This is a genomic window from Paenibacillus tianjinensis (genome assembly GCF_017086365.1).
Classification (GTDB): Bacteria; Bacillota; Bacilli; order Paenibacillales; family Paenibacillaceae; genus Paenibacillus_AQ; species Paenibacillus_AQ tianjinensis.
The window spans coordinates 1,967,844-1,994,071 of sequence record NZ_CP070969.1 but is presented as its reverse complement, the minus strand read 5'-3'; the positions used below and the strand labels follow the sequence as shown (position 1 = coordinate 1,994,071).

Annotated in this window: 23 protein-coding genes; 6 read left to right on the top strand and 17 right to left on the bottom strand. The window is 49.3% G+C overall.

Annotation, left to right across the window (positions count from 1 at the left end; genetic code table 11):
• Nucleotides 1–227 precede the first annotated feature (227 nt).
• The gene (locus tag JRJ22_RS08540; protein WP_206103179.1) at nucleotides 228–1,787 is read left to right on the top strand and encodes an IS1182 family transposase; all 1,560 of its coding nucleotides are present in this window, start codon (nucleotides 228–230) and stop codon (nucleotides 1,785–1,787) included.
• A 96-nt stretch (nucleotides 1,788–1,883) separates the two neighbouring features.
• Here JRJ22_RS08540 and JRJ22_RS08535 read toward each other — a convergent pair whose 3' ends face one another.
• From JRJ22_RS08535 to JRJ22_RS08525, 3 genes are all read right to left on the bottom strand, one after another.
• Nucleotides 1,884–2,309, bottom strand: a complete 426-nt coding sequence (locus JRJ22_RS08535; protein WP_206104068.1) for a GNAT family N-acetyltransferase — start codon at nucleotides 2,307–2,309, stop codon at nucleotides 1,884–1,886.
• Between the two features lie 20 nt (nucleotides 2,310–2,329).
• Nucleotides 2,330–2,911, bottom strand: a complete 582-nt coding sequence (locus JRJ22_RS08530) for a TetR/AcrR family transcriptional regulator (RefSeq protein WP_206104067.1) — start codon at nucleotides 2,909–2,911, stop codon at nucleotides 2,330–2,332.
• Nucleotides 2,912–3,137: 226 nt separating this feature from the next.
• Nucleotides 3,138–4,328 carry an IS256 family transposase gene (locus tag JRJ22_RS08525; RefSeq protein ID WP_206103410.1) on the bottom strand — a complete coding sequence of 397 codons (1,191 nt, stop codon included), beginning with the start codon at nucleotides 4,326–4,328 and terminating at the stop codon, nucleotides 3,138–3,140.
• A gap of 195 nt (nucleotides 4,329–4,523) precedes the next feature.
• On the opposite strand from JRJ22_RS08525, the gene JRJ22_RS08520 reads away from it, so the two are divergent.
• Nucleotides 4,524–4,739, top strand: coding sequence for a hypothetical protein (locus JRJ22_RS08520; RefSeq protein WP_232381078.1), 216 nt, complete (start codon nucleotides 4,524–4,526; stop codon nucleotides 4,737–4,739).
• A 217-nt stretch (nucleotides 4,740–4,956) separates the two neighbouring features.
• Entirely contained in the window at nucleotides 4,957–6,279 is a 1,323-nt protein-coding gene (locus JRJ22_RS08515) for an IS4 family transposase (RefSeq protein WP_206101841.1), read from the top strand.
• Between the two features lie 196 nt (nucleotides 6,280–6,475).
• Here the strand turns inward: JRJ22_RS08515 and JRJ22_RS08510 are convergent, their stop codons facing one another.
• From JRJ22_RS08510 to JRJ22_RS08465, 10 genes are all read right to left on the bottom strand, one after another.
• Nucleotides 6,476–7,291 (bottom strand): serine/threonine protein kinase, encoded by an 816-nt coding sequence (locus tag JRJ22_RS08510; RefSeq protein ID WP_206104066.1) that lies wholly within the window; start codon nucleotides 7,289–7,291, stop codon nucleotides 6,476–6,478.
• 212 nt (nucleotides 7,292–7,503) lie between these two features.
• Nucleotides 7,504–8,895, bottom strand: a complete 1,392-nt coding sequence (ltrA, locus tag JRJ22_RS08505) for a group II intron reverse transcriptase/maturase (RefSeq protein WP_206104065.1) — start codon at nucleotides 8,893–8,895, stop codon at nucleotides 7,504–7,506.
• Nucleotides 8,896–9,381: 486 nt separating this feature from the next.
• Complete coding sequence (locus JRJ22_RS08500) at nucleotides 9,382–9,951, bottom strand: manganese catalase family protein (protein WP_206104064.1); 570 nt, start codon at nucleotides 9,949–9,951, stop codon at nucleotides 9,382–9,384.
• Nucleotides 9,952–9,978: 27 nt separating this feature from the next.
• The gene (locus JRJ22_RS08495) at nucleotides 9,979–10,248 is read right to left on the bottom strand and encodes a spore coat protein CotJB (protein WP_206104063.1); all 270 of its coding nucleotides are present in this window, start codon (nucleotides 10,246–10,248) and stop codon (nucleotides 9,979–9,981) included.
• Between the two features lie 3 nt (nucleotides 10,249–10,251).
• Nucleotides 10,252–10,470, bottom strand: coding sequence for a spore coat associated protein CotJA (locus tag JRJ22_RS08490; protein WP_206104062.1), 219 nt, complete (start codon nucleotides 10,468–10,470; stop codon nucleotides 10,252–10,254).
• A gap of 181 nt (nucleotides 10,471–10,651) precedes the next feature.
• Nucleotides 10,652–12,010, bottom strand: a complete 1,359-nt coding sequence (locus tag JRJ22_RS08485) for a hemolysin family protein (RefSeq protein WP_206104061.1) — start codon at nucleotides 12,008–12,010, stop codon at nucleotides 10,652–10,654.
• A gap of 18 nt (nucleotides 12,011–12,028) precedes the next feature.
• Nucleotides 12,029–13,165 (bottom strand): radical SAM/CxCxxxxC motif protein YfkAB, encoded by a 1,137-nt coding sequence (gene yfkAB / locus JRJ22_RS08480; RefSeq protein WP_206104060.1) that lies wholly within the window; start codon nucleotides 13,163–13,165, stop codon nucleotides 12,029–12,031.
• A 265-nt stretch (nucleotides 13,166–13,430) separates the two neighbouring features.
• Entirely contained in the window at nucleotides 13,431–14,531 is a 1,101-nt protein-coding gene (locus JRJ22_RS08475; RefSeq protein ID WP_206104059.1) for an HD-GYP domain-containing protein, read from the bottom strand.
• Nucleotides 14,532–14,686: 155 nt separating this feature from the next.
• Entirely contained in the window at nucleotides 14,687–15,514 is an 828-nt protein-coding gene (locus JRJ22_RS08470) for an undecaprenyl-diphosphate phosphatase (RefSeq protein ID WP_206104058.1), read from the bottom strand.
• 76 nt (nucleotides 15,515–15,590) lie between these two features.
• Nucleotides 15,591–17,030 carry a bifunctional metallophosphatase/5'-nucleotidase gene (locus tag JRJ22_RS08465; RefSeq protein ID WP_206104057.1) on the bottom strand — a complete coding sequence of 480 codons (1,440 nt, stop codon included), beginning with the start codon at nucleotides 17,028–17,030 and terminating at the stop codon, nucleotides 15,591–15,593.
• A gap of 138 nt (nucleotides 17,031–17,168) precedes the next feature.
• Here JRJ22_RS08465 and JRJ22_RS08460 point away from each other — a divergent pair, with 138 nt between their 5' ends.
• The 3 genes from JRJ22_RS08460 (at nucleotide 17,169) to JRJ22_RS08450 (ending at nucleotide 19,427) form a co-directional block, all read left to right on the top strand.
• The gene (locus tag JRJ22_RS08460) at nucleotides 17,169–17,882 is read left to right on the top strand and encodes a molybdenum cofactor biosynthesis protein (RefSeq protein WP_206104056.1); all 714 of its coding nucleotides are present in this window, start codon (nucleotides 17,169–17,171) and stop codon (nucleotides 17,880–17,882) included.
• 85 nt (nucleotides 17,883–17,967) lie between these two features.
• Entirely contained in the window at nucleotides 17,968–19,011 is a 1,044-nt protein-coding gene (locus JRJ22_RS08455) for an HD-GYP domain-containing protein (protein WP_206104055.1), read from the top strand.
• Nucleotides 19,012–19,178: 167 nt separating this feature from the next.
• Nucleotides 19,179–19,427 (top strand): DUF7667 family protein, encoded by a 249-nt coding sequence (locus JRJ22_RS08450; protein WP_232381077.1) that lies wholly within the window; start codon nucleotides 19,179–19,181, stop codon nucleotides 19,425–19,427.
• Nucleotides 19,428–19,501: 74 nt separating this feature from the next.
• On the opposite strand, the gene JRJ22_RS08445 is transcribed toward JRJ22_RS08450, so the two are convergent.
• The 4 genes from JRJ22_RS08445 to sufB all read right to left on the bottom strand — a co-directional run bounded on the left by JRJ22_RS08445 (nucleotide 19,502) and on the right by sufB (nucleotide 26,226).
• A complete protein-coding gene (locus tag JRJ22_RS08445) occupies nucleotides 19,502–21,370 on the bottom strand; it encodes an ABC transporter ATP-binding protein (RefSeq protein WP_232381076.1) in 1,869 nt (622 codons plus the stop codon).
• Nucleotides 21,360–23,135, bottom strand: a complete 1,776-nt coding sequence (locus JRJ22_RS08440) for an ABC transporter ATP-binding protein (protein ID WP_206104054.1) — start codon at nucleotides 23,133–23,135, stop codon at nucleotides 21,360–21,362. The genes JRJ22_RS08445 and JRJ22_RS08440 overlap by 11 nt, the downstream gene beginning before the upstream one ends.
• A gap of 694 nt (nucleotides 23,136–23,829) precedes the next feature.
• On the bottom strand, nucleotides 23,830–24,645 hold the full coding sequence (locus JRJ22_RS08435; RefSeq protein WP_206104053.1) for a DUF2935 domain-containing protein: 816 nt from the start codon (nucleotides 24,643–24,645) through the stop codon (nucleotides 23,830–23,832).
• Nucleotides 24,646–24,828: 183 nt separating this feature from the next.
• The gene (gene sufB, locus JRJ22_RS08430) at nucleotides 24,829–26,226 is read right to left on the bottom strand and encodes a Fe-S cluster assembly protein SufB (protein ID WP_206104052.1); all 1,398 of its coding nucleotides are present in this window, start codon (nucleotides 26,224–26,226) and stop codon (nucleotides 24,829–24,831) included.
• Between the last annotated feature and the right edge of the window lie 2 nt (nucleotides 26,227–26,228).

The window sequence follows — 26,228 nt, the reverse complement described above, 5'->3', positions numbered from 1 at the left end:
CGAACGGACCGTTGTTCCAATCGCTGTGCTCTCCAGATTTTTTTCATTCCCCTTAGCGGTGAAAATCCGGAGACCAAGGCGACCGCTGCCGCTTTTCCACAATCGTTCCGTCCTCTCCGCTGTTTAAGCGGGAAATGGATCTACAATCTTTAAAAATCGCACAAAAAAGAAACCATCCTTTGGTAAAATGGAGTTACCACACAACCATTTCAAAGGAGAGGTTTCTTTTGTACATTCAATATACCATGGACCAACTTTGCTTGCCAATGGATCTGGAAGAAGATATTCCCGAAAACCACCTCGTTCGTGTCGTTAACGCAGCCGTCAATCGGCTAGACGACACCATCTTTGACGCTGCCTATCCCGGTGGCGGCCGTGACAGCTACCACCCTAAAATGCTCACCAAAGTCATTATCTATGCGTATACGCAGCGCATTTATTCCTCCCGGCAAATCGCCAAAGCGGTCCGAGAAAACATTCCCTTCATGTGGCTAGCGGGACGACAACGCCCGGATTTCCGCACGCTCAACCGCTTTCGTTCTCAGCGGATGAAGGACGTCCTAGAAATGGTATTTACCGCCGTGCTTCAGTTTCTGGCGGACGAGAAATACATCTCCTTCGAGCATTATTTTGTAGATGGCACAAAAATAGAGGCAAATGCGAATCGCTATACCTTCGTGTGGGGTAAAGCCGTTAGTAAGCATAAAGCCAAGCTGCAAGAAAAGGTACATGCATTGTTTGCCGACATTGAGGCTGTAGAGAAACAAGAAGAACAGGAACACCGCGGCCAGGATCTGAGCGAACTTGGCGAGTCCGCCGAGATCGACAGTGAGAAACTTGAACAAATGACCCAGTCGTTAGAGTCGCAACTGCTGAAGAAGCCCAAGAACAAGCCATTGAAAAAAGCGGTTCGGAGGCTCCGTAAGGATCTGTTTCCGAGACTGCTGAAATATGAGCAATACCAAAACCTGCTCGGGGACCGAAACAGCTTTAGTAAGACGGACCCGGATGCCACCTTCATGCGGATGAAGGAAGATCACATGCGAAACGGTCAACTCAAACCCGGCTACAATGTACAGATCGGCACCGAAAACCAGTTTATTTTGGCGTACAGTCTACACCAAAGACCGACGGATACGCGTTGTTTACAGCCGCACTTAGAAAAGGTGCGGCAGATCCTAGGGAGACTTCCGAGGGCGGTGATCGCGGATGCCGGCTACGGCAGTGAAGAAAATTATGCCTATTTGGAAAACGAACACGTGAAGGCCGTGGTCAAATACGGCAGCTACCACAAAGAAAAGAGCAAAGCGTGGAAAGAGAATATCGGAAAGATTGAGAACTGGACGTACGACGAAGCCGTGGATACATGGACATGCCCCGCCGGACAAACGCTGCATTTTCGCAAAGAAAGCAAGGAAACGTTAGAGAGTGGATATGAAATCCGAAAACGTCATTACCGTAGCCAGAGCTGCGTGGGCTGTCCACTGAAGGAAAGATGTACGAAAGCCGAAGGAAATCGGGAAGTGGTTGTCAGTCTGGAACGACTGCGGTACCAGAAACAAGCTCGGGCAATTTTGCAAAGCGAGGAAGGCTTCACTTTGGCCGTACGTCGAATGACAGAACCAGAAAGTGTATTTGGACAACTAAAGAACAACCGGGGTTTCCGGCGGTTTCTGCTTCGCGGCATGGAAAAAGTGACGCTTGAAGTCGGATGGCTTTCCCTTGCCCACAATCTACTGAAGCAAGCTGCAAACGACCAAAAACGCAGAGCAGCGATCCTCCAATAACAGGAGAATCGCTACATTGTTGACGTTTTTCGGTTTTGAATAATGAAAAGGGTCTGTCTCTACTCGAAAAAATCTACTTATGGGACAGCCTCTTTATTATATGCATTTGACCATTAACACATGAGGAATCCCATCCTCCATAAATACCGGAGAGCCCGTCTCATAGCCCAGCTTCTGATAAAAACCCTCCGCCTGCTTCTGGCCATGCAGCTTCATTCGTGTAAGCCCTTGTTCAGCCGCCATTTGCTCAAGTGTAGCAATGATAAACGACCCGATCCCGGATTTACGGTAAGGTGCAAGCAGACAGATCCGTTCGAGCTTCGCCCATCCGTCCACAACTCTCAGGCGTGCCGTGCCAACAGGTGCATCCTCCTCATGATAGACCAGAATATGCTCTGTGCTCTGTTCGTACTGGTCAAATTCATCTTCCAGCGGCACACCCTGCTCCTCCACAAACACTTCCCGCCTAATCCGAAAGGCTTCCTCAAGCTGATTGCCCGTTGTAACCCGTTCTGCCCGCATGCCAATCCTCCCTTTCCCTGCTATGTTTGTTTAATCCCTGCCCAGAATATAGTCCAGATATCCTCCAGGCGACGTTCGAAGTCTTCCTCTTCATAAAAAAACATCTGCATCGCGATCCCGTCCAGCAGACAATAATAAGCGGAGAGCAGACTATCAGCCTGCTGGCGCCTGATCTCGCCTTTCACCATTCCTTCTTCAAAAATCGACCGGTAAAACACCGCTGACCGCTGCTCCATTATACTAATCTGCTCCAGAAGAACTTCTTTGAAGAAGGGAGGCGGAAATTGCACAGCCCGTTTGTAAAAAGCGGTCAATGCCGGATGCCCGGCCCTGTACTGATAGTTCTTATATACTATTTCCCGCAGCCTGGTTTCCACCGGTGCCTCCGCGATGTCCTGATACAGCTGCTCCAGGAATCCGATATAATGCTTGGCCATACCATGAAAAACAGCCATAAATAAATCCTCTTTCTTCGGAAAATAGGTGGCAATGGACTGTTTTTTAATTCCTACAGCCTGAGCAATCGCTGCAAGCGAGGCGCCTTCAAACCCCTTTTCTGCAAATTGCGCTAAGGCAGCCTGCTCAATCGCGTGTGCAGTCACTTTCTGACACCTCCCTGACGATCGTCAGGTTATTATGACATATTTCAGCGGATGTTGTCAATTTAGGCTTCGCCTGCCGGTCAAGTTGAGGATAAAACACGAAACCGGGGTAGCGTCAAGAAGTTTGTGTAAGAGAGCAGAATGTAACTTCTCGGGTGTTCGTTGGTAAGTGCAGATGTTCTTTGGGGCGGGGGAGACCCCGCCCCAAAGAACAAGGGATTTCGAGTTACTTCTCTGGCTCTGCCTGCGCTGGATATCGCTCTTCAAACATCTCATTTAGTTTCTTCTTTACTTCCAGATCGCCGAAGCCGCGAATGACCCGTTCGCTAAAACGTTCGTTGTAATCGATGACGTCCAGGTAGACAATTTTCTCTGCCGCATCCATATTCGTGAGGCTGTTCATCGGCTTCAGGCGTTTTCGAATTTCCTTGTTCATTCGTTCAATCGGATTGGATGTGTAGATGGCTTCTTTTATGAGCACGGGATACTTGTAAAAGGTCAGCAGCGTCGGTAACTGTTCTTCCCAGGACCGCATTTCTTTCGGGTAGAGCTTGCCCCATTTGGCCTTCACCGTGTCAAACGCAGCCCGGGCCAGATCATGGTCTGCAGCCGTGTAGATGGTCTTCAGATCTTCAATGACTTCCGTTTTGTGCTGAACTCGAATTTTCGGAAAGGTCGAACGCACTTTGTGGACGATACAATGCTGCACATCCGCCTTCGGATAAGTTTCACGGAACGCTGCATCGAGTCCCGGAAGCCCATCAAACACGCCCAGCAAGACTTCCTGGACACCACGGTCGTAGAGGTCTTTGAGCACCTCGCGCCAGCCGTTTGCGCTCTCCTGGCCGCCTACGTAAAAGCCAAGGATCTGGCGGTGACCGTCTTCGTCGATCCCCATGGCGAAATAAACGACTTCTCCGCTAACGGTGCTGCGCTTGAGTTTCACATATAGGCCATCCAGGTAGATAACGGAGTAGCGTTTGTTTAACGGGCGCTTCTGCCACTGATGAATGTCGTCAAGTACCGTAGCTGTAATGTTGCTAACGGTCGTGGGTGAATAGTGGCTGCCGAACATACTTTCAATGAACCGGGCCACATCTCGCGTTCCCATACCACTTTTGTACATCTGGATGACAGCCTCCTCTAGCCATCCATCTCGCCGCTGGTAGGGCTCGAACAACTGCGTTTGGAAGGCTCCTTGACGGTCCCTAGGAACGGCCAGATCCTCTACATTTCCGTATTTCGTGTGTAGATCCCGGGTGTAGTATCCGTTGCGGCTGTTGTGGTTCCCGGCTTCTTCACTGGTCATGAATTGCTGGATTTCCGCTTTCATAATGGACTCTAGATTATCTTTTACAAATTGGGTGACAAGATTTTCAAATAGATTATTTAACATGTTTTCGGGTAGAATAGTCATCGAGTAGGGTTCCTTTCTTGGTGGACTTCGACAATCCCGAGAATACCCTACTTTTTTGTTGCCTGACTAGGCTCCAAATCTTGGTACACAACTTACTTTACGCCATCGAAACCGGCAGGTAACAATATCGTATTAAGGGGTAAATATAGATTAAAGTCGTTCTAATTCGGCTTAAACCACCCAAGAGGAGGAAACATGATGCTTAAAAAAATACTCGGCAAAGTGCTGCACTCCATGGAGCACTCCAAGTCAGGCGGACACCGCAGATATTCAAGCAGTCACAAAGGGAGGCCTGTATATAGCAGACATTCCAGCAGCAGCCATGGATACAAGAGACACTCGTCTTCGGACTCACGCCATGGAGGAACCGGACATAAATACTATAAGAACCGCTACGGCAGCTCAAGCTAACTCCGGCTTAACCATTTTGTACAAAACATAAGGCACCTCTACCCTGTGGGTTGAAGGTCAATGTCATTAAGTTAAAGCATAGAGCCAAAAATTATGAAAAAGAGCAGGTTATCGAAAAGATAGCCCGCTCTTTTTTTGCACAAAAAGAAGAATAAGACTTGACAAAAAAATAAAAATGTGTGGCGAAGCCCCTTGAAACAACAAGGAGGTTACGCCAATGAATGAGTACGCAAATGCGCTAAAAGAAACGCTGACATCCCTCATCCGAGAAATGTCAGCCGAACCCGCACCTTTTGTCAAAAACCCAGAAAAAGATTTTACCCGAAAGAAAAAGCTGCCCTTTGAAACGGTTATGCACCTCCTGATTTCTATGGGAGGAAACAGCCTATATAAGGAACTCTTGGAATCGCAGGGCTACGACGTATCCACCGCAACCACTTCTGCTTTTGTCCAGCAGAGGAATAAAATCCTGCCCTCTGCTGTAGAATTCTTGTTTCACAAATTTACAGAGTCCTATACGGATATCAAGCGCTACCGAGGGTATCAATTACTGGCCATTGACGGTTCGGATTTGCATATCGCAACGGACCGGTCGGATACGGACACCTATTTCCAAAGTCAACCGAATATGAAAGGCTACAACCTTCTGCATTTGAACGCAGCCTATGACTTATGCAACAGACTTTACGTAGATGCCATCGTTCAGCCACGAAGATTGTGTAACGAGGGAAAGGCGCTGGCTGCTATGGTTGACCGTTCCCCGATTCAAGGAAAAACGATTGTTATCGCCGATCGAGGGTATGAAAGTTACAACAATTTTGCGCATATGGAACGCAAAGGGTGGAACTATGTTGTCCGGGTTAAGGATTTGAGTTCGAATGGTATTCTATCCGGATTGTGCCTGCCCTCTGGTGGAGCGTTTGATATTGACATTCATCTGACACTTACCAAAAAACAAACCAAAGAAGTCAAGGCTCTTCCCGAAATATACAAGTTCGTCCCTTCCACATCTACCTTTGATTTTTTGGATTTGCGGGAGAACTTGTTTTACCCGATTTCCTTTCGGGTAGTTCGTTTCATCCTGCCGAGCGGCGTTTATGAAACGGTCATTACGAATCTTTCTGCCGCTGATTTTCCACCCGGTGAGATCAAATCGATTTATAACATGCGATGGGGTATTGAAACCTCTTTTAGGGCCTTAAAATATACCGTCGGACTGACGAGTTTTCACGCAAAGAAACAAGAGTCCATCGCCCAAGAGATATTCGCAAGAATGATCCTGTACAATTTCGTTGAAATGACTACCTCGCACGTAGTCATTTCCCAAACGGATAAACGCCACCCTTACCAAGTCAACTTCACGGTTGCCGTTCATGTTTGTAGACATTTCTTGCGCTCACGGGACGATGAACCCCCGCCCGATGTCGAAGCACTGATTCGAAAAAACATTTTGCCGATTCGATCCCTTCGCCCAGGACAGCAGAATACGCGCAAAATCCGCTGGAAATCAGTCGTTAGCTTCGTCTACAGAGTAGCATAATTCATTTCATATGAACATTTTTTAAGCGGATATTTTATGCGCTTTGTTTGTTGTACGCTTTTTTCCTTGTTTGCACAAAAAACAAACGACACAGGGCTTTTCCCCATGCCGTTTTGGATTCCATTTTATTGCGAGTCTTATCTTTGAGCTTATCTTAATGACATTGGGTTGAAGGTGCCTCTTTTTTGGCAGGACATTACTGCAGACTCTTATAGAATTGTTCGGCCTCGCGGACAAAAGAAGCAGTATTCTCATAAGCTTCCTGCTCTCCATGGAGCCGGGTTAGAATATGCAGCATTTCAGGTGACAAATCCAGCTCTTCCCGCCAGCTCCGTTCTGCTCCTCCCGGTTCAGGCTGGTAAGCGGAATACAGCATAAACAGCATTAATTGTCCAACATAATACAAATCTGAGGCGATAACCGGGGGCATCCGTTCCGGCATCTCTTCCGGCTTCGGCTCATGCCCTGCACCGGGGCTCTCAATTTCACCGATCTCCCGTGCCAGTCCGAAATCAATTAAGTACAGCTCCTTATCCCGGAGGATTACATTTGGAATCCGCAGATCAAGGTGAACAAAGCCGCGCGAATGAACATAGGATACCAGCTCCATCAATTTCAGCGTTGTAGCCAGGCACTCCCGCTCCCCGTAAACCATATGCTCAGCAAAGATATTATCTTCAAGCGTTTTCCCTTCAATATAATCGCTTACCAGCCAGTTCAAGCCCTTGTACTCGAAGTAATCACGGCACACTGGAATATTGGGATGATTCAGGGCCCGCAGAATCGTGCTCTCTTTGCCCAGCAAAGCCCGCCCTGCCGCTTTCTTACTCGGTCTGGACTGTTTGACTGCCACAAGAGTTTTCTCCTTAGTGTCGAAGCACCGATAGGTAAGCCCGTAACTTCCTTCACCCAGCAGGGACTCAATCTGGTACCGTTTACCGATCCATGCTCCTTCCCTGAGCGGATAATCCTGCCACGCCCGCACGAAGCCGCGCCACCGTTCAAATACCATAGCCTTTTCCATCCCCCGATCTCTGTGCTGATCAAATACCAGTATTGCTATTATCTCATAGAAGATATTATTCAGCAGCAGCTAGGTGGCAACCGGCTTATTTCCCCGCAACTGGCGAGCCTTTATAGGAGCAATCGAGTAGGAGGGGGCGGCTAACCCCCGTCCTCTCACACCACCGTACATGCGGGTCCGCATACGGCGGTTCCAAAAGGTTAACAAAGCTCCAAGTAACGTGAAAGCAAACTTTTCAGCCCTTTCCCTTCCCAGTAGGAAGTGGGAAGGGCATTATTTGTGTTCCGGGACATTTCCCATGCGCCTCGCCGTGAGTTTGCCATTGTGAAACAGGCCCACTCGGGCACCCCAAGCGCCCGGAGTTCGCGGATTCGTGTGCGCACTCGTTTCCATTGTTTCCACAGGCACATTCGCAGCCTCCTCTGAATCCATTGGTCCAGCGTTTGGAGGTGTTTCTTCGCCGACGCCAGATGGAAATAGCCAAGCCACCCCATCACATACCGGTTCACTTGGCGAATTCGCTCTTCCATGGAAATGGACCACGTTCGATTCGTTAGTTCACGGATTCTTTCCTTGAATCGCGAGATTGTTTTCGGAGCTAATCGAATCGTTGCCTGCTTCTGACTCAGGAAACTGAAACCTAAGAACTTTCGGTGCCACGGTCTTGCTACCGCACTTTTATCCCGGTTCACTTTCAGTTTCAGCTTTCCTTCTACAAATCGGTTAACCGATTCCATGACCCGTTCGCCCGCTCGTTTACTCGCCACAAAGATATTACAGTCGTCCGCATAGCGTACAAAACGCAGCCCGCGTCCGGCCAATTCCTTATCCAGATCGTCCAGTAGAATGTTTGCCAAAAGCGGACTGAGCGGACCGCCTTGGGGCGTTCCTTCCCGGCTACGTTCCAGCTTTCCGTTCACCATAACTCCGGCGTTCAGATACGCACGAATCAGGATCAGTACTCTTTTGTCTGTCACTTTCCGCGCCACTCTTGCCATCAGCATGTCGTGGTTTATCCGGTCAAAGAATTTCTCCAGATCGAGGTCTATGACCCACCGGAGGCCACTTTGGATATATCTTTGCGCTTGTTTCACGGCGTCATGTGCACTTTTCCCCGGTCGAAAGCCATAGCTATACCAGGAGAACTCTGCGTCAAAGATCGGGTTCATGACTTGTAGAAGCGCCTGCTGGAGAAAACGGTCCATAACGGTTGGGATGCCTAGCAGCCTCACACCGCCTCCGGGTTTGGGGATTTCCACCCGTTTGACTGACGCAGGTCTGTAAGCCCCCGCTAAGAGTTCGGCTTTCACCGATTCCCAATGTGTTTTCAAATAAGCTTGTAGATTCGCTACCGTTACATTGTCCACACCGGGCGCTCCTCCGTTTTGTACCACTCGTTTATACGCGAGCCGAAGGTTGTCTCCTTCGAGCATTCGCTCCAGCAAGTTGCTCTCTGCTTCGCGAGAGGAAGGGGCGATTTGTGCCGACGAAGAACTCGGCGCTCCGGCATACCCTGGCGGCTTCACCGCTTCTCTTTGCCGTAAGCTCTCTTGCGAGATATTCTGCTGTCTTTGCACTTCATGCGAACGCATCGGTTTCCTCTCTCCTTTCGGTTCAGCCCTTCCGTAAACGCTGCAGCAGTTTACGTACTATGGCCTCTGCTGACTCCTGCCGGTTCAGCGCAGCCTCTCGGCTACGGTTACAAGTTTTTTTTCCTTGCCCCTCCGGCAGGCCTCCCCAGATAAGAACGTCATCTTTCCGCCCGCACCTGCCCAAGTTTACGGCTGCAGCCCTTGGCAGCTTTGGATTTTGTCATGTATGGGTGACTCATCCGGCTGCAACCGCCTCAAATTGGATTCGTGTACCTCAGGTCGTGCTTTTGCCTCCGGCTTCCTTCAGATTCCGCCTCACGGTGGACACCCTTGCCCTTGGCTAACGGTAGGCGCTTGCCAGCCCCCGCTCGGGACTTTCACCCTAGAGATGACGCCCATGCTGGGCGTACCATCAAAAAAACCGCGAATAAAATCCACGGTTTTTGTGTGTACAGCCTGCTCCTGTAACGGCACGGGAGGCCATATTCAGAACACCCGCTTCTTCCCTTGCTCCTCGATCAGAATCTGTACCGACTCCTTAAAGCGGATCGCATGAATAATCTCCCGCTCCCGCAGGAACTTCAGACTGTCCTGCAGATCCACATCATCGGTCATGTCGATCAGCCACTGGTATGTAGCCCGGGCTTTTTCTTCAGCCGCAATATCTTCATAGAGGTCGGCGATCGGATCACCCTTGGCCTGGATGTAAGCTGCGGTCCAGGGTACGCCTGCCGAGTTCTGATAGTACAGCGCATGGTCACGCTGTGCATAATTCGGGCCGAGACCAGCAGCCTCAAGCTCCTGAACGGAGGCATCTTTCGTCAGCTTATAGATCATGGTGGCAATCATTTCAAGGTGGGCAAATTCTTCAGTCGAAATATCTGTCAGTACGCCGATTACTTTATCGGGAATCGCATATCTCTGGTTCATGTAGCGCAGCGCCGCCGCCAATTCCCCGTCTGCACCGCCGTACTGCTCTGTCAGATAGCGCGCCATTCTCACATCGCATTTGCCCACCCGTACTGGATACTGCAGCTTTTTCTCATATATCCACATTCTGAATTCATCCCTCCAAACGGTTTTTTACACCTGCCAAGGCCAAGGACTCTGGTTCCATTCCCACGGGCATTTGGAATACGCGCGCCCAAAGTTCTGCAAAGGGCCATACAGCTCCTGAAACTGGTTGGCCAGCCGGGTGCGCTCCTGGGTCAGCTGGTTAAACTGTTCAATCGCCTTCAAATCCTCCGGGTGGGTGTCCAGATACAGATTGAGCTCGACCAGTGCAAAATCCAGCACCTGCAGCTGCTCCAGCATTTCATAGTAACGGGGTTCGCAAGCTTTTGCCTCTTCCATGACCTACACCCTTCCTTTTCCGGCTTTGGATTCATACGGGCTGAACAGTGCAGGCCATAAAGTCCCTGCCTTGAGCGCCTCAGATAGCGGAAACTGCGGCAGTCCCGGAGGCTGAAAATGAATAAATTGGTTGGGCGGCACAACATACGTCTTAAACGGCACCGGCGGGCAAGGATCAAACGGCCCTCTATACGTTGCCCATACACGCTCCTGGGAGTTCAATAGGTACACCCTCCTCCATGAATTTCCTTATTATGGACGTTTATCACTTCGTAACTACTTTATGACGCTCCCTGGAGGAAACAGAACGCCCCAGCAAAAAAAAACCGCACTGCTGCATCTGGCCGGCAGCCATATACAGCAGTGCGGTTTATAATATTGTCCGGGCCCATTGATAATGCGCTTACTCCTGATCCTCATCACTTTCAGAGCCGGGTTCCTCAGATTCCGGCGCCTTCTCGCGGTGGATGTTGATTCTGGTGATCCGCAGTCGGGTCGATTCCTCCACCTCAAAGGTAACATCACCGACAACGACCTTTTTACCCTTGGACGGATTGCCCTCCAGCTCCTTAAACAGCCAGCCGCCGATAGAATCCACCTCATCGTCTTCGATAATAACGCCAGTCAGATCGTTGACATCTTCGATCAGCATCCGGCCTTCGACAGAGATATATTCGCCGTTGCGTTCAACGCTAGGACGCTCATCCTCGAACTCATCATGCAGATCGCCTACAATTTCTTCAAGGATTTCCTCAGCGGTCAACAAACCGGCCGTACCGCCGTATTCATCGACCACCAGTGTCAGCTGGGCCTTGTTCTTCTGCATCAGCCGCAACGTATGGCTGATCTCCATCGATTCGGGCACATTCAGTATCGGTCGGACGAGCGATGCCAGGTCATTCTGTTGCTCCGGCGGTGCAAACAGCAGGTCGGTAATATGGATGAAGCCGATAATCCGGTCCTTATCCTCGTTGGCAACCGGGTAACGGGAATGTTTCGTTTCCGTAATAATCCGCATATTTTCTTCCAGCGAAAGATTGCTGTACAACACATCCATGTCGGTACGCGGTAACATAACCTCCCGGGCCAGCAAATCTGAGAACTCAAAAATATTGTCCATCAGCTTCATCTCATCTTTGTCGATGACACCACTTTTGGCGCTTTGATTCATCAGAATGCGGATTTCCTCTTCCGAGTGTGCCGCTTCGGCTTCACTTGCAGGTTCTACCCCTACCAGCCTCAGAAGGGCATTCGCTGAAGCATTCAACACCCAAATGAACGGCAGGAACAAGTTATAGAAGAACATCAGCGGTGCTGACAGCAGCAGCGCGGAGCCTTCAGTTTTTTGAATTGCCAGGGATTTCGGTGCAAGTTCACCCAGCACAATATGTAAGAAGGTAATAATAGAAAAGCCCACAATGACTGATACGGTGGAAATCAGAGTATGATCGGTAACTCCCAGCTGGTACATCAGCGGTTCTACAAGCAGCTCTGAAATCGCCGGCTCCCCGACCCAGCCGAGTCCAAGCGAAGCAAGCGTAATTCCGAACTGGGTGGCGGACAGATAGGCATCCAGCTTCTTGTTGACCTTCAGTGCGTATCCGGCCATCTTGTTACCTTCACTGACCAGCTGGGTCAGTCGGGACTGTCTCACCTTGACCAGCGAAAACTCTGCTGCGACAAATATACCGTTCAATAATACCAGCACCAGAACCAGCAAAAGATTAAGCAGCAATCTTCCTATTTCAAATTCCGTATGCACTATAACAACGCCTCATTTCTACAGAGTGATCGCTTTTCTAGATTTGAAATCTACCTTTGGATAATACATATCGGCCACCAGAAGATTAGGTCCGCAGCAGCTGGCTGCCTCACAGAAGCAGTTCACCCTCTGATTAAGCGGATGGCTCTCCTGCCACTCGGCGAAGATATCATCCAGCTTGCTTGCACCAATATTGCCAAAGGCGGAAATATCGGCAAAATCCGTTACAAACACATCGCCGGTAAACATATTAACGTTCACCCGGTTTCGTCCGTCGGGATCATTGCGCAGCGTCACATTCTTCTCCTTACGTAGTCTGCGCAGCAGCTTCTGATCTTCTTCAAGCGCGCTGCAGGCGAAAAATGGAAGTGTGCCAAACAGCATCCACATCTCCGGATCACGGGCATCCAGCAAGGAATGAATGGCATCACTCATCTCCTTCAAGGACAGTACGGGAAGCGAGGAAGCGAAGCTGGAGGCATACATCGGATGCACTTCATGCCGTCTGGCCCCCATATCCCCGATCAGCTTATGGATTTGCGGAAGCTTGGCGTGTGTACGGTAGTTAATCATCGACTCCGCTGAGATCAGCATGCCGTCTTCACTCAACCGTCGTGAATTCTCCAGCATCGTGTCATAGAGCCGGTAAGCGGCTTCCTTGGCGACCGGATGGCCGCTGTTTGCGAAGCCGACCTCATGGAAATCATCGCCGTTCACATAATTGAATGAGATATGCATTACATCCAGGTAAGGAAGCAGCTTCTCATACCGGGCATAAGGCATGGTGAGATTGGAATTGATCTGCGACCGCACGCCCCGCTCACGGGCATATTTCAGCAGCGGTACGATTGTATTCTCCACCGTGGAAGCCCGGAACATGGGCTCACCGCCAGTGATGCTGATCGTCTGAAGATGCTCCACTTCATCCAGGCGGTCCAGCATATTCTTCAGCGGCAGCATCTCCCCTTCTTTCATTGTCAGGCTGTCGCCAACCGCACAGTGCTCACAGCGCATATTGCATAAATTGGTAACCGTCATCTCCACACTGGTCAGTACATGCCGTCCATGCTTGCGGAGTGAAGTAATCGGATCCCATGGATCGAAGCTTGGCGACAGCTCCCTTATTGTTCTTGATGATAGCTCTAATATACTCATTTATTCTTGCTCCTTTAATGCGTATTCCTTATTATTAACCCAAAATAAATTAATAAGAACGGTAACTTACCCTCTATCATACCATGACCGGCAAAAAAACTGCATTTTCTAAAGCTTCAGGCTGTGGAAGCGGTACGAGTACAGCATCTAAACTAAAAACAGCGGGGCGAAAAGCAAGCATCCGCTGCCCGGCGGTGGCTCGTTTTCTCTCCTCGCTGCTAAGAGGCAGGGAGTGTCATGTAAAGCCCCTGCCGCAACAATTCAATTAGGTAGACTTCACTGCCTCATCATTATCTGAAACATCCGCAATGACTACGGAGAGCGCGGAACCCAGGTCCAGCTCATACGGGGTTACAGGCTCATTCTCGGGGCCAGTAAATACACGTACCACCGGCCTATGCGGCGTACTGGGATCAATCTTCACAACAACACCGCTCTCGCCAGTGCTGAGTTTTACCGTAAGACCAAGCGGATAGATTGCAACACGGTCTCTGAAGAGCTCAAGCTGTTTCTGCTCATACAGCGTCCCAGAGCCTACATACAGTGCTTCAACGGCCTGATGGGGCAGCATCGCTTTTTTGTAGATCCGGTTTGAGGTCATTGCATCGTAGGAGTCGGCAACCCCGAGCCATTTTGCATATTCATGAATTTGCGGACCCGTCAGCCCGCGCGGATAACCGGAGCCGTCAATGCGTTCATGATGCTGCAATGCGCAGTGGGCCGCCAGAAGAGGTATATTAGGCTCATCCTTAAGAATCCGGTACCCGATCTCCGTATGGGCCTGCATATGGCGAAACTCCTCATCGCTCAGCATGCCGGGCTTTTGGACAATTTTGACCGGAATCTGGGTTTTACCGATATCATGCAGCAGGGATCCCAGGCCGATGACACGCAGCTCCTCCTTGCTGTAGCCGTGGGCAATTCCCAGCACCAGTGTATAGAGGCAGACATTCAGCGAATGCACATACAGATAATTATCTGCTGTGTGCATATCCGCCAGCATGATCATCGGATCATCCTGCGACGACATATCATCCAGGATAGAGTCCATAATACTTGAGAATTTTTTGTCCAGATGATAGAAGCCTTTAGTAATGCCTGAAGCGCCGGACATCTGCTGAAACTGGTTCCTGATTACTTTGAGCGCCTGGTTGCGCGTTTCATCATGCAGCATTGTAGTTATAACAACATCGTCTGTGTTGGCATCCTCTATGTAAATATAGCCGATATCGATCTTAGACAGCCGCTTAATTAACGCATCCGTTAGTTCAATCCCGTCAGCGAGCAGAACCAGTCCTTCATCATTATATATTTTTTTCCCCAGCTTCATCCCCGCCTGAAGCCGATTCACGGATACTAGACGCACCTTGGCTCACTCCTGCCTTTAACGGTAAATTACTATTCTGTTGCAATGCCTTTAGTTACACGCTGTGTCTATACCGTTACCTTGAGCGAACCGGCATGAATATCAGTTCAGATTCCTATCCGCTCGTTTGTTCTTCCGGTAGCCAAGTCCTTGATCTAACGCATAATGAACAGCCAGAACACAGCTGCCAGAATAAAGCGGTAGATTGCAAAATGGGTCGGTCTGATCTTTTGAATCAGTTTCATAAACAGAATAACCACTACATAAGCAACCACAAATGAAATCACAAAGCCGATGGCAAAGTCCATGATAGTATCACTGGTAAAATATTTGTATGAGTCCAGCAGTTCATAACCGGATGCCGCGCACATAATCGGAATAGCAATCAAAAAGGAGAAATCGGCTGATGCCTTGTAACTGACTCCACTCAGCATACCGCCTGAAATCGTTGATCCGGAACGGGAAAAGCCGGGCCAGAGTACAGATATTATCTGATACAACCCAATGGCCAGCGCCTGGCCATACGATAAATCATCAAGCTCGTGCGCCGTGACCCGCGACTTGTGCCGGTTCCACCATTCCGCGACAATCATTAGAATCCCCCCGGCAACAAGCGCCCATAGCACAGTTGAAGCCCCGAAGAGGCCCTTGATAAAATCCCGGGCAAAAAAGGCTACCGCCAATGCCGGAGCAATTCCGAGGATCACGTGGATCAGATTAAGCCGGGAGGCCGGCATCACACCGCCTCTGCCCCTGCCTCTGCGTCCGATGCCAAGCAAATCAAGAATTCGTTTGCGGTACACTAACGCAATAGCCAGAATGGCGCCGAGCTGAATAACAATTTCATAGGTCTTCATGATGGGTTCCTGCTCATCGAAGCCAAGCAGCTTCGTGGTCAAAATCATGTGGCCTGTGGAAGAAACCGGGATAAACTCGGTAATCCCTTCTACGATTGCCAGAATTATTGCTGTAATTGTATCCATAACTTCCTCCTGATCTTAGATATTTGTAAACCTCTCCAGTTTCGGCTGTAGTCTAAACTTATGTAGTTGAGGCTTGTTATATGGATGTGTTCTTCCAGCGGACATCTGCACTTTCTTCGAGACTTCCCGGGCGCTGCAATTCCATCCGAAGCAGATCGCGCAGGAAGTGGGGCACCAGATACACCGGGTCACGCCCGTTCGCAAGACTCTCATACCCTATGCGGAAGGTGAACATATCCAGGGTCCCAACGTTATATTCCCTGCTGTCCTCCAGCGGCTCCCCGTCGACAAAAACTGCAATACTGTTATCATAAGGCATTACTGCAGGATCGTACAAGATTTTTAATCCGTCGACAGCCAGGCTGCCGAGCACCTTTCCCCGGAATCCATAACCGAAGATCGCTTTATTACAGAATTCCTCCGTAAGGCTCTGCATGAGTGCCGTCCTGATATCTTTCCCCATCAGCTTAATGATACAGGGATTAATCGGTGACGGACATAGCGCATGCAGCAGGCCTGCTGTAATATTGCCTTGCGGCAGCGCCCCCAGCAGCTGACCAGTATTGACCAGAGACAGCGGACTGCCTGTAAACCGTCTCACTGCCTGAGCCAGCAGATTGCCGAAAGGAGATTCTCCCAGCAGATTCAGCGGAAGCTCATGATCCGTGATCGCTACAGTTTCTTCCAGTGCCTCTCGCCCGTGAAGCAGATGCAGTGCTGCTGCAGGCGCGACTAAAGTCTCCGTAAGCTGCGGATCCAGCTCAATGCACACTCCGCTTACGAGCTTGAACGCCGCCCCGGGTTCCGTCCGCTCAAACTGCAGCCGTCCCACATAACGGCCAAACTTCCCGGCGCCGCACACAGCCGTCCCGTTAATCAGCAGCGGCTGCTCCAGCAGATGATGCGTATGTCCGCCGAGAATGGCATGTACGCCCTCCAGCCTCTCAGCCAGCAGCTTATCTGCCGGCAAGCCGAGGTGGGATAGGATAATAACAAGATCGACCTGCGGAGCGAGCAGCCGGCACTGCTCCCGAAGAGCATCCTCGGGATCGGAGACATCCCAGCCCAGCAGCGAATAGAAGGACGTAAACGCAGCAGTGGCCCCGGTAATGCCGATCTTCACACCATTCTTTTCGACAATAGCCTGCTGCTTCATCCAGTGCGGAGGCTGCCCTGTCATGGAATCCAGGAAATTACAGCATACCACCGGGCACAGCAGCCCGGAGAATAGAGCGGACAGTGTCTCTGGAGAAAAGGTCAGCCCTTCATTATTACCGATGGTTACAGCGTCGTACCCGGTTAAATTGAGTATATCAATGTTCGCCTGGCCCATCGTACCTTCTGTTTCCACAGCAGCCCGGTCCATATGATCCCCGATATCCACGAGAAGCACGGAGTCCTCACCGGCTGCAGCTTTCTGGCCGGCTATTTCAGCAGCAATGGAACTCATCGTCTCAAAATGGCTATGTATATCATTTGTGTGAAGTATGGTCAGTTTTTGCGGCACGGACTCCATGAGCTATAGTTCCCTTCCACCTGTAAAGCCGTTCTGACAGAAGCGGCAGGCATGTAATCTTATAAAGCCTAGCATAACATTTTCAGGGGCAATATGGTATATTGTAATCATTATTAGAACTCCGAGGTGATATCAAACATGCAATTAACCATCCGTCTATTCGCCGGCCTGGCCGAAGTAATCGGCACTTCTTCCCTGGACTTCCAAGCCCATGAAACCCCGCTGACCGCGGGAAAACTCAAGGAACTGCTTGCTGCCTCTTATCCTGATGCTGCACCGCAAATCAATGTTTCGCTGGTAGCCATCGACCGCGAGTATGCACCGGACGACACTGTAATCTCCGCTGAATCCGAGATTGCACTGATTCCTCCTGTTTCCGGAGGTGAACCCGAAGAATCAGGCGGTGAAACAGCAGACGGCCTTTACCTCCTTACGGACCAGCCTTTGAGTGCAGAAATGATGTTAGACAAAGTGCTGGACAGCAATCACGGGGCCTCCCTAATATTCGTTGGAACAACTCGTGAAATGACTGGAGAAGAGCGGACAACAGCACTTCATTATGAGGCATACATCCCGATGGCACTCAGTAAACTGCAGGAAATCGGCAGCGATGTACAGGAGCGCTGGAATGCAAGATGCGCAATTGCACATCGGATTGGATTTGTAGGACTTAAGGAGGCCAGTGTGATCATTGCCGTGTCCGCCCCGCACCGTGACACCTGCTATGAAGCCAGCCGATATGCGATAGAGAAACTAAAAGCCTCAGTTCCTGTTTGGAAAAAAGATATCAGTGAAACCGGTGAAAAATGGTTAGGTTCTGACCCCAAAGCTAAGGATTATAAGCCTGTATAATCATTACTTCATAACCATTGAATAATTCAGACTTTGTTGCTATGCTGGAAAAAAATCACTTAAGTAAGGTAAGGTGGCATAGTCATTGAGAGTACACGTCATGGATCTAAAAGCAGGTGATTTCCTGAGGATGGATACCTTTAGTTCTACAGGGCTGCATGTATTGCCAAAAGGGTCACGTCTTCAATCAGAGGAAATTGCCAAGCTAATACAGCATGGAGTAGATTATGTCGACATCGAAGATGTACGGGAAGCAGAAGCTGCACCAACAAGCAGGTCCTCTATCATCCAGGCTGTCGCCGCCAATTTTGACAACAGTATCGAAGGTTTCGAATCCGTATATATGGAAGCGTTGACTAAAGGAAGCTTTAACCAGACTGTAGTAGATGATATTCTTCAGCCTACCCTGGTCACGCTGGACAAGCATAAAGATGTAGTATCGCTGCTGCTTCTGCTGGACCGTGATGACAATTACACCTATAACCATTCCCTGCAGGTAGGCATGCTTTCTTACTATATATCCTCATGGCTTGGATATTCCAAGAGGGAGTGCTATGAAATAGGACGTGCCGGATATCTGATCGACATCGGGAAATGCCGGATTAATCCTACTATACTTAACAAGCCGGGCAAACTCACACCCGAAGAATATGAAGAAGTGAAATTACATACGATTTACGGCCAGGAAATTATTAACAATTCCATGAATGATCCTTTCACGGCTCTGGTTGCCCTGCAGCATCATGAACGTGAAGACGGGAGCGGATATCCGCATAATCTGACTAAATCCGATATTCATCCGTATGCCCAAATTGCTGCCGTTGCCGACATTTATAGTGCAATGACCTCTCACCGTGTCTATCAATCGAAGCAGGAGCTCATCTCTGTCATGCGGGAAATTAATTCCCTTAGCTTCGGTAAACTCAACGGCAGACCTGTACAAGCTTTTATCCAGCATCTGATGCCCAACTTTATCGGCAAAAAAGTGCTGCTCAGTACCGGTGACATGGGTGTTATTATCATGAACAATCCGCTGGATGTTTTCCGTCCGCTGGTGCAAAGCGAAGGGAAATTCCTCGATCTGTCCCGTGAACGCCAAATTGCCGTGGTTGAGATTTATATGGAATAGTATAAAGAGCTTCCTAAATAAGTTATCTATAAGCGGCCTTAGTCCTGAAGTCAAAGGGACTGAGGCCGTTTAGTTTTGCCTGTAATCTTATCATGCAGTGTTTGAATGGTGAAATCTCTGGCGACGCTAATAAGGTAATCATTCATCATACAAAGGGGGGCATTAAGATGCTACCGGTTCATCAGCGCTTGGCAGAGCTATATACGATAAGCCGAAGACGTCCGCTGTCAGCAGCCGAACTCACAGAGCAGCAGCATTGCCTGCATGCTAATGCGGTTTACTGCTGGGAGATGGGGCGGCTGAACAACGAAGCACTGCTGGCTGCCCAGACGGAGGATACCGCGTGGCAGCAGGTGATCAGTGCTCAGCTGTATGAAGTGAGAATGAACGGCAAAGCCGGTAAAGGGCACAGATAGCGTACAACTGAATTCCCACATTGAAAAGCAGCAGCTTATTCCCTGACTCCAGGAGAAGGCTGCTGCTTTTGCACTTACAAGAAGCGGAACTGCGCTTCTATCAGACCGTTGTAAATTCCATTGCGTGCGGTAAGCTCGGCGTGATTACCCTCTTCTTTGATCTCCCCGTGATCCAGCACGACAATTTTGTCCGCATGGCGAATGGTCGATAACCGGTGGGCTACGATGAAGGAGGTACGACCCTGCAAGAGAATTTTGAGCGCCTCCTGAATCTTGATCTCTGTCTCCGTATCAATACTTGCCGTTGCTTCATCCAGGATCAGAAGCCGTGGATCGGCCAGCAGCGCCCGGGCAAAGGAGAGCAGCTGGCGCTGTCCCATGGACAGGGCACTTCCCCGTTCCTCCACCTCGGTCTCGTAGCCGCCGGGCAGCTTCATAATAAAGTCATGCGCATCGACTGCCTTGGCGACCTCTTCGACTTCCGCATCTGTTGCGTCCAGCCGGCCAAAGCGGATATTGTCACGGATCGTTCCCGAGAAAATAAATGTATCCTGGAGCACAATACCAATCTGCTCACGAAGACTTTGCAGCGTGACCTCACGGACATCTCTGCCATCAATCGTAAGACTGCCGCTCTTAATATCATAGAAGCGTCCGATGAGGTTAATGATGGTACTTTTACCGGAGCCGGTATGTCCTACTAAGGCAATTGACTGGCCGGCTTTAACATCAAGGGAGATACCCTTCAGTGCGGCCCGGCCTTTTTCATATTCAAACACAACTTTGTTAAAGTTAATATCGCCCTGAATCTTCGGCAGCGGCTTCGCATCCGGCTTGTCCTGAACCGCTGGCTGTTCATCGAGGTATTCAAATATCCGCTCTGAGGAGGCCATTGCTACAAGCAGCTGGTTATACATCTGACCCAGCCGGTTGATCGGGTCCCAGAAATTGCTCACATACGTACTAAATGCAACCAGGAACCCGACAGTAAGTTCTCCGGACTGAATGAGATAGGCGCCAAACCAGAACAGGATCATCGTACCGAACCCGCCTGTGACCTCAATAATCGGGCCAAACGCCTGGTTCATCGCTGAGGCCTTGTTCCAGGATTTGCGGCTGTCCATATTCATGGCGTCGAAATACTGCATGTTCTCCCGTTCCTGCGTATATGCCTGGGTAACTCTGATCCCTTGAATCGATTCGTTCAGATGCGAATTGATCCGCGAGTTCTTCATCCGTACATCCTGCCAGGCAATCCGGATTTTCTGCCGAAGCTTGGTGGAGACAAAGAACATCACCGGCACTGTAATCATTACTGCCAGCCCCAGCTTCCAGTTAATCAGCAGCAGAATTACCATAATGCCGACAAGCTGGACGCAGTCAATCATCAGATTGACAACCCCGTTCGTAAACAGATCCTGAAGGGAGTTGATGTCATTCGTCACCCGCACCAGTACAGAACCAGCCGGGCGTTTATCAAAAAAGTTAAACGAGAGCTTCTGGATGTGCCGAAATAGATCGGAGCGCAGATCGTAAATCACCCGTTGTCCAATCACATTCGTATACTTAATCCGGTAGACGCCGGCGATCCACTGGATCAGGTACAGTACAATTACGCTGGCTGTCAGTGTATATAACAGGGAAAGGCTTGGATTCCCGTCCTTCGGAGCGATTGCCTTATCTATGGCCATACTTGTTAGAAAAGGGACCGTCAGCTTCGTCACTGTACCCAGGACCATCAGCACAGCGACAAGCGGAAGCATCTGCTTCGCATAAGGCTTCATGTACCCGAACAGCCGGGTGAACTGCTTCCAGTCAAATGCCTTATCGATCTGATCATCATCTTTATACACAAAACGTTCACCAAGCGTCTGCTCTGCGTTCCTGCTTTTCTTTCCGGCGGCAGCTGCGCCCTGTTTGCTGTCAAGCTTTTCAAGCTCCATGCTGAGTCCCCTCCCCTCTTTCCGTATTTCTGGCCAGATAATCAGCATATTGAATCCGGTAGACATCCTGATAAGGGCCGGGAATTTCGATCAGCTCCGAATGCGTCCCCTTCTGAACCATCCGGCCTTGATCCATTACAATAATCTGGTCGGCATGGCGCAGCGAGGAAATCCGGTGGGCGATGATCAGCGTTGTACGCCCGCGCATAACCTCCTGGAAGCCGGCCTGAATCTCATGCTCTGTCTCCATATCAACGGCACTTGTCGCATCATCCAGAATAAGAATCCGCGGATTCTTAAGCAGGGCTCTGGCGATGGCAATCCGCTGCTTCTGGCCTCCCGAGAGTCCCATCCCCCGTTCACCGACAACCGTATCGTATCCGTCCGGCATCTCCATAATGAAATCATGAGCTTTGGCAAGCTCAGCGGCACGGATAATATCGTCCATGCTCACATTTTTGAGGCCATAGGAAATATTATTGCGGATTGACGAGGAGAACAGGAACGTCTCCTGGAACACCGTGGAGATCTGTGAGCGAAGACTGCGCACGTTGTACTCCCGGATATCAACACCATCCAGGGTAATTCGTCCTTCATTCACATCATAAGCACGCATCATCAGCTGGATAATCGTTGATTTACCGGAGCCGGTTCCCCCGAGGAAACCGATCACCGCACCGGGTTTCGCTTCAAAATGAATATCCTTGACTGCAGGCATCTTGTTGCCATACGCGAAGGTTACATGATCGAATACAACTTCTCCCTTGACCTCCGAGGATTCGAGCGTCCGCGCATTTTCTTTATCCTGCACATCAATCCGCTGGTTAAGCACTTCAAGAACCCGTTCTCCCGAGGCTTTGGATTGCGTATAGTTATTGATATGGAAACCAAGCCCCCAGACCGGTCCAATGATGTACCAGATCAGACTGAAGAAGGCTACCAGCTCACCCAGCGACATATGGTTGTTGATGACTAGTGTTCCGCCTACCCCAAGCAAAATGGCAATACTGACTGAAGCCAGCAGCTCCATGACCGGGAAAAATTTGCTCCACAGCTCGGCGGCATAAATCTGATTATCCTTATAACGTTCATTACGGTGCGAGAATTTCTCAACTTCATAAGCCTCTCTGGCAAATGATTTGACGGTCCTAACACCGGTAATATTCTCCTGAACAGCCGTAGTCAAAGAGCTTAGGGCGAGCCGCATCTCCTGAAAGGCCGGGTGAATCTTCGATTCGAATCTGAGTGCTACCGCAGCCAGAAACGGCATAGTGATCAGAGTGACAAGCGTGAGCTGCCAATTGATTGTAAACATCATAATTGAGCCGAACAGCACCATAAAAAATACGTTCAGCAATTGAGCGAAGCCGAAACCGATAAAGTTACGGATCGCTTCCAGATCCCCGGTCAGCCGGGACATCAGGTCGCCTGTCTTAGCGGTATCATAATAACGGAAAGACAGGAACTGCAGTTTCTCATAGCAGGCATTACGCAGGCGGTAAGCCAGATAATTACCAAGCCGGCCTCCAAAAAAGCCGTGTGCAAACTGCAGGCAGGCTTTCACGATTACTACTGCTACTACGGTGAGGGCCAATACGGGTACCTCAGTAAACTTTAGGGGAACAATTACATCGTCGATCAACCTTCTTAGCAAATTAGGGGTAATAAGCCCCACTGCAGTTGCGGCAGCCAAAGCTATAATCGAAAGAATTAAATAGTGCAGCTTCTCCCGATAAAAGCCCCGCAGTTGCCTGAGAACATCCATATCTCTCCTCCTTAAAGCTTTACGAAGTAAAGCTGGCTTCGTAAGCATAATCTTAGCTTTACGAAGTAAAGCTGGCTTCGTAAGCATAAACTTAGCTTTACGAAGTAAGCTTACTTCATAAGCATAAACTTGGCTTTACGACTTGTTCCTGCGAAGCGGCGCCTGCTCCGTAAGATACATTTGGCTTGCGATGTAAATCTCACATCGCAAGCCATTTTTTTAGCGCTTCCAATTTAGGGACTTTAAGCAGTTTATCACCCATGTTTTAATGCGGCAAAGGGGAGAAATGGCCGTTTTCCGTGTTTTTTCCGATTAAATCAGGCTTAACCAGGGGCAAAATGACGGCCGTATCTTTAATTGCTCCCATTTCCTCTCAAATACTGTTCAATTAAGTAAAGACCAGATTCAACACGGTTTTCCCGTCAGCTGTCCACAGCTTAATGAATATATGTATAATAATTCCATTTACCAAAGCCGAGTCCAAGAATATTCTTGTCCCTCACTGATTGCACCCCGTTATTTCCTCGGCAATATTACTTGAATTCGAATGAAATTGTTTCAGCAACGTCAGTTAACCTCATGGATGCCACAGGTTTGGCTTAGCTGTCCGTTTGGTACCGTGGTTAATAATAACAACATAAAAAAACGGGCCGTTTCAGCCCGTTCTTCACCCAGTCTATGCTCCACTGAGAATTTAATGGATGATTTCCCGCTTATTCACCTTCACTCCAGATAAGGATTGATCAAACATATCGAGAATAAAGAGGAACCGTTCAGCCTCACGAAATACGTGATCCGCCAACAAAGGATGAATAATACTTTTTATCCGGCATTCTTCGATTAAGTCTCGTGCAGTTTTTTTGAAGTCACGCAATGATTTTACAGAGACCCGGTTCTCATCAACAAATTGACTCAGAAGCGGGACGGTTTGAGATTGTGGACGCATATGGCTTAAATCAACCGCTTGAAACACCAGCGTATCAAAGTCATTACTAAATTCCCGTGCCTGCTCAACCAATTTCCGTTCTGACGGATCAAGCAAATGACCAATAAATTTCGCGTGGTCGGCCATGATTTTTAAGAAAAAAACATTTTCATCGATGATAGCATCTGGCAAGGGCTCGAGTTTTCCTGCATTGAGTTCTTCTAAGCGGTTTCTGAAATAATTAGCTTCCCGGCTTACATGATCCACCAACAGGGGAAAGTTCGTTTGACCGGGGAGTTTGCATTGAAGTATGAGACCCAGCACCATTCTCTTAAACGCCCAGATATTAGTTGCCGCAACACGAACTTCATTATTAAAAGCTTGAATGGTAAAAGGGTCCGCATCGCTTTGAAACTCGTGAGCTCTTCGCTCAATATCCTCAAAAATAGCATAGAACTGGTTTGCTTCCTTTTTTAATTGCGTATCCTCCGCTCTGAACCCTAACCCAAGAAAAAGCGAGTGCTCCTTCATGATCCTGGACCAAAAACGTATTTCATCTAATGACCGGGTAACAAAAGCATCCAATCTTATCCCTCCCTCATAGAAAAACCAATTACTTTTAGGCATATGGGAGTTCTTTGTCGATTAGAACACTGACTGATTTCAATATATATGTACCTTACGCAAATAAAAAATACGTACCCGAATGTCTTGGACACCAGAGTCTCCAGACACAAACGGATACGTATTTGTAAGTTAACAAGAAAATTAACCGATACTGCCTTCCATCTCGAATTTGATGAGACGGTTCATTTCCACCGCATATTCCATCGGCAGCTCTTTGGTGAACGGTTCGATGAAGCCCATAACGATCATCTGGGTGGCTTCGGCTTCTGTAAGGCCGCGGCTCATCAAGTAGAAGAGCTGCTCCTCGGATACCTTCGATACCGTTGCCTCATGCTCAAGCACGATGTTGTCGTTCATGATTTCGTTGTAAGGAATGGTATCCGAGGTGGACTGGTTATCCAGAATGAGCGTATCGCACTTGATGTTCGACTTCGCACCTTCTGCCTGACGCCCGAAGGAGGCCAGACCGCGGTAAGTTACCTTGCCGCCGTGTTTACTGATTGATTTGGATACGATGGTTGATGTTGTGTCCGGTGCCAGGTGAATCATCTTGGCGCCTGCATCCTGGTGCTGGTTTTTGCCTGCAACCGCGATCGACAGGACCGAACCTTTGGCTCCGCGGCCTTTAAGGACAACCGCAGGATACTTCATGGTCAGCTTGGAGCCGATGTTGCCGTCCACCCATTCCATGGTGGCATTCTCTTCGGCTACAGCGCGTTTGGTTACCAGGTTGTAGATGTTCGGAGCCCAGTTCTGAATTGTCGTATAACGAACACGTGCGTTCTTCATACACAGAATTTCAACGACTGCGCTATGCAGGGAGTTCGTGCTGTAGATTGGAGCCGTACAGCCCTCTACATAATGCACGAAGCTGTCTTCGTCTGCCAGGATCAGCGTACGCTCGAACTGTCCCATGTTCTCCGAGTTGATGCGGAAGTAGGCCTGCAGAGGCACTTCACATTTCACACCTTTCGGAACATAGATGAAGCTTCCGCCTGACCAAACGGCGCTGTTCAGTGCGGCAAATTTATTGTCGGACGGAGGTATAATCGTTCCGAAGAATTTCTTGAACAGCTCAGGATGCTCACGCAGTGCAGTATCGGTATCGGTGAAGATAACCCCTTGATCCTCAAGGTTCTGCTGCATGCTGTGATACACAACCTCTGATTCATACTGAGCAGAGACACCCGCGAGGAACTTCTGCTCCGCTTCAGGAATTCCCAGCTTATCGAAGGTTTCCTTGATTTCGGAAGGAACTTCCTCCCAGGTCTTCCCTTGCTTCTCGGAAGGTCTTACATAGTATTGGATGTCTTCGAAATCGAGATCATTCAAGTCGCCGCCCCACTGAGGCATCGGCATCTTGCGGAACTGCTCCAGAGATTTCAGACGGAAATTCAGCATCCATTCCGGCTCATTCTTGATTGCGGAGATTTCCCGTACAATTTCTTCCGTGAGTCCTTTACCAGACTGAAATATCGACTTGTGCTCATCACGGAATCCGTACTGGTATTCCTCCATATCAGGCGCTTTCTTAGCCATGG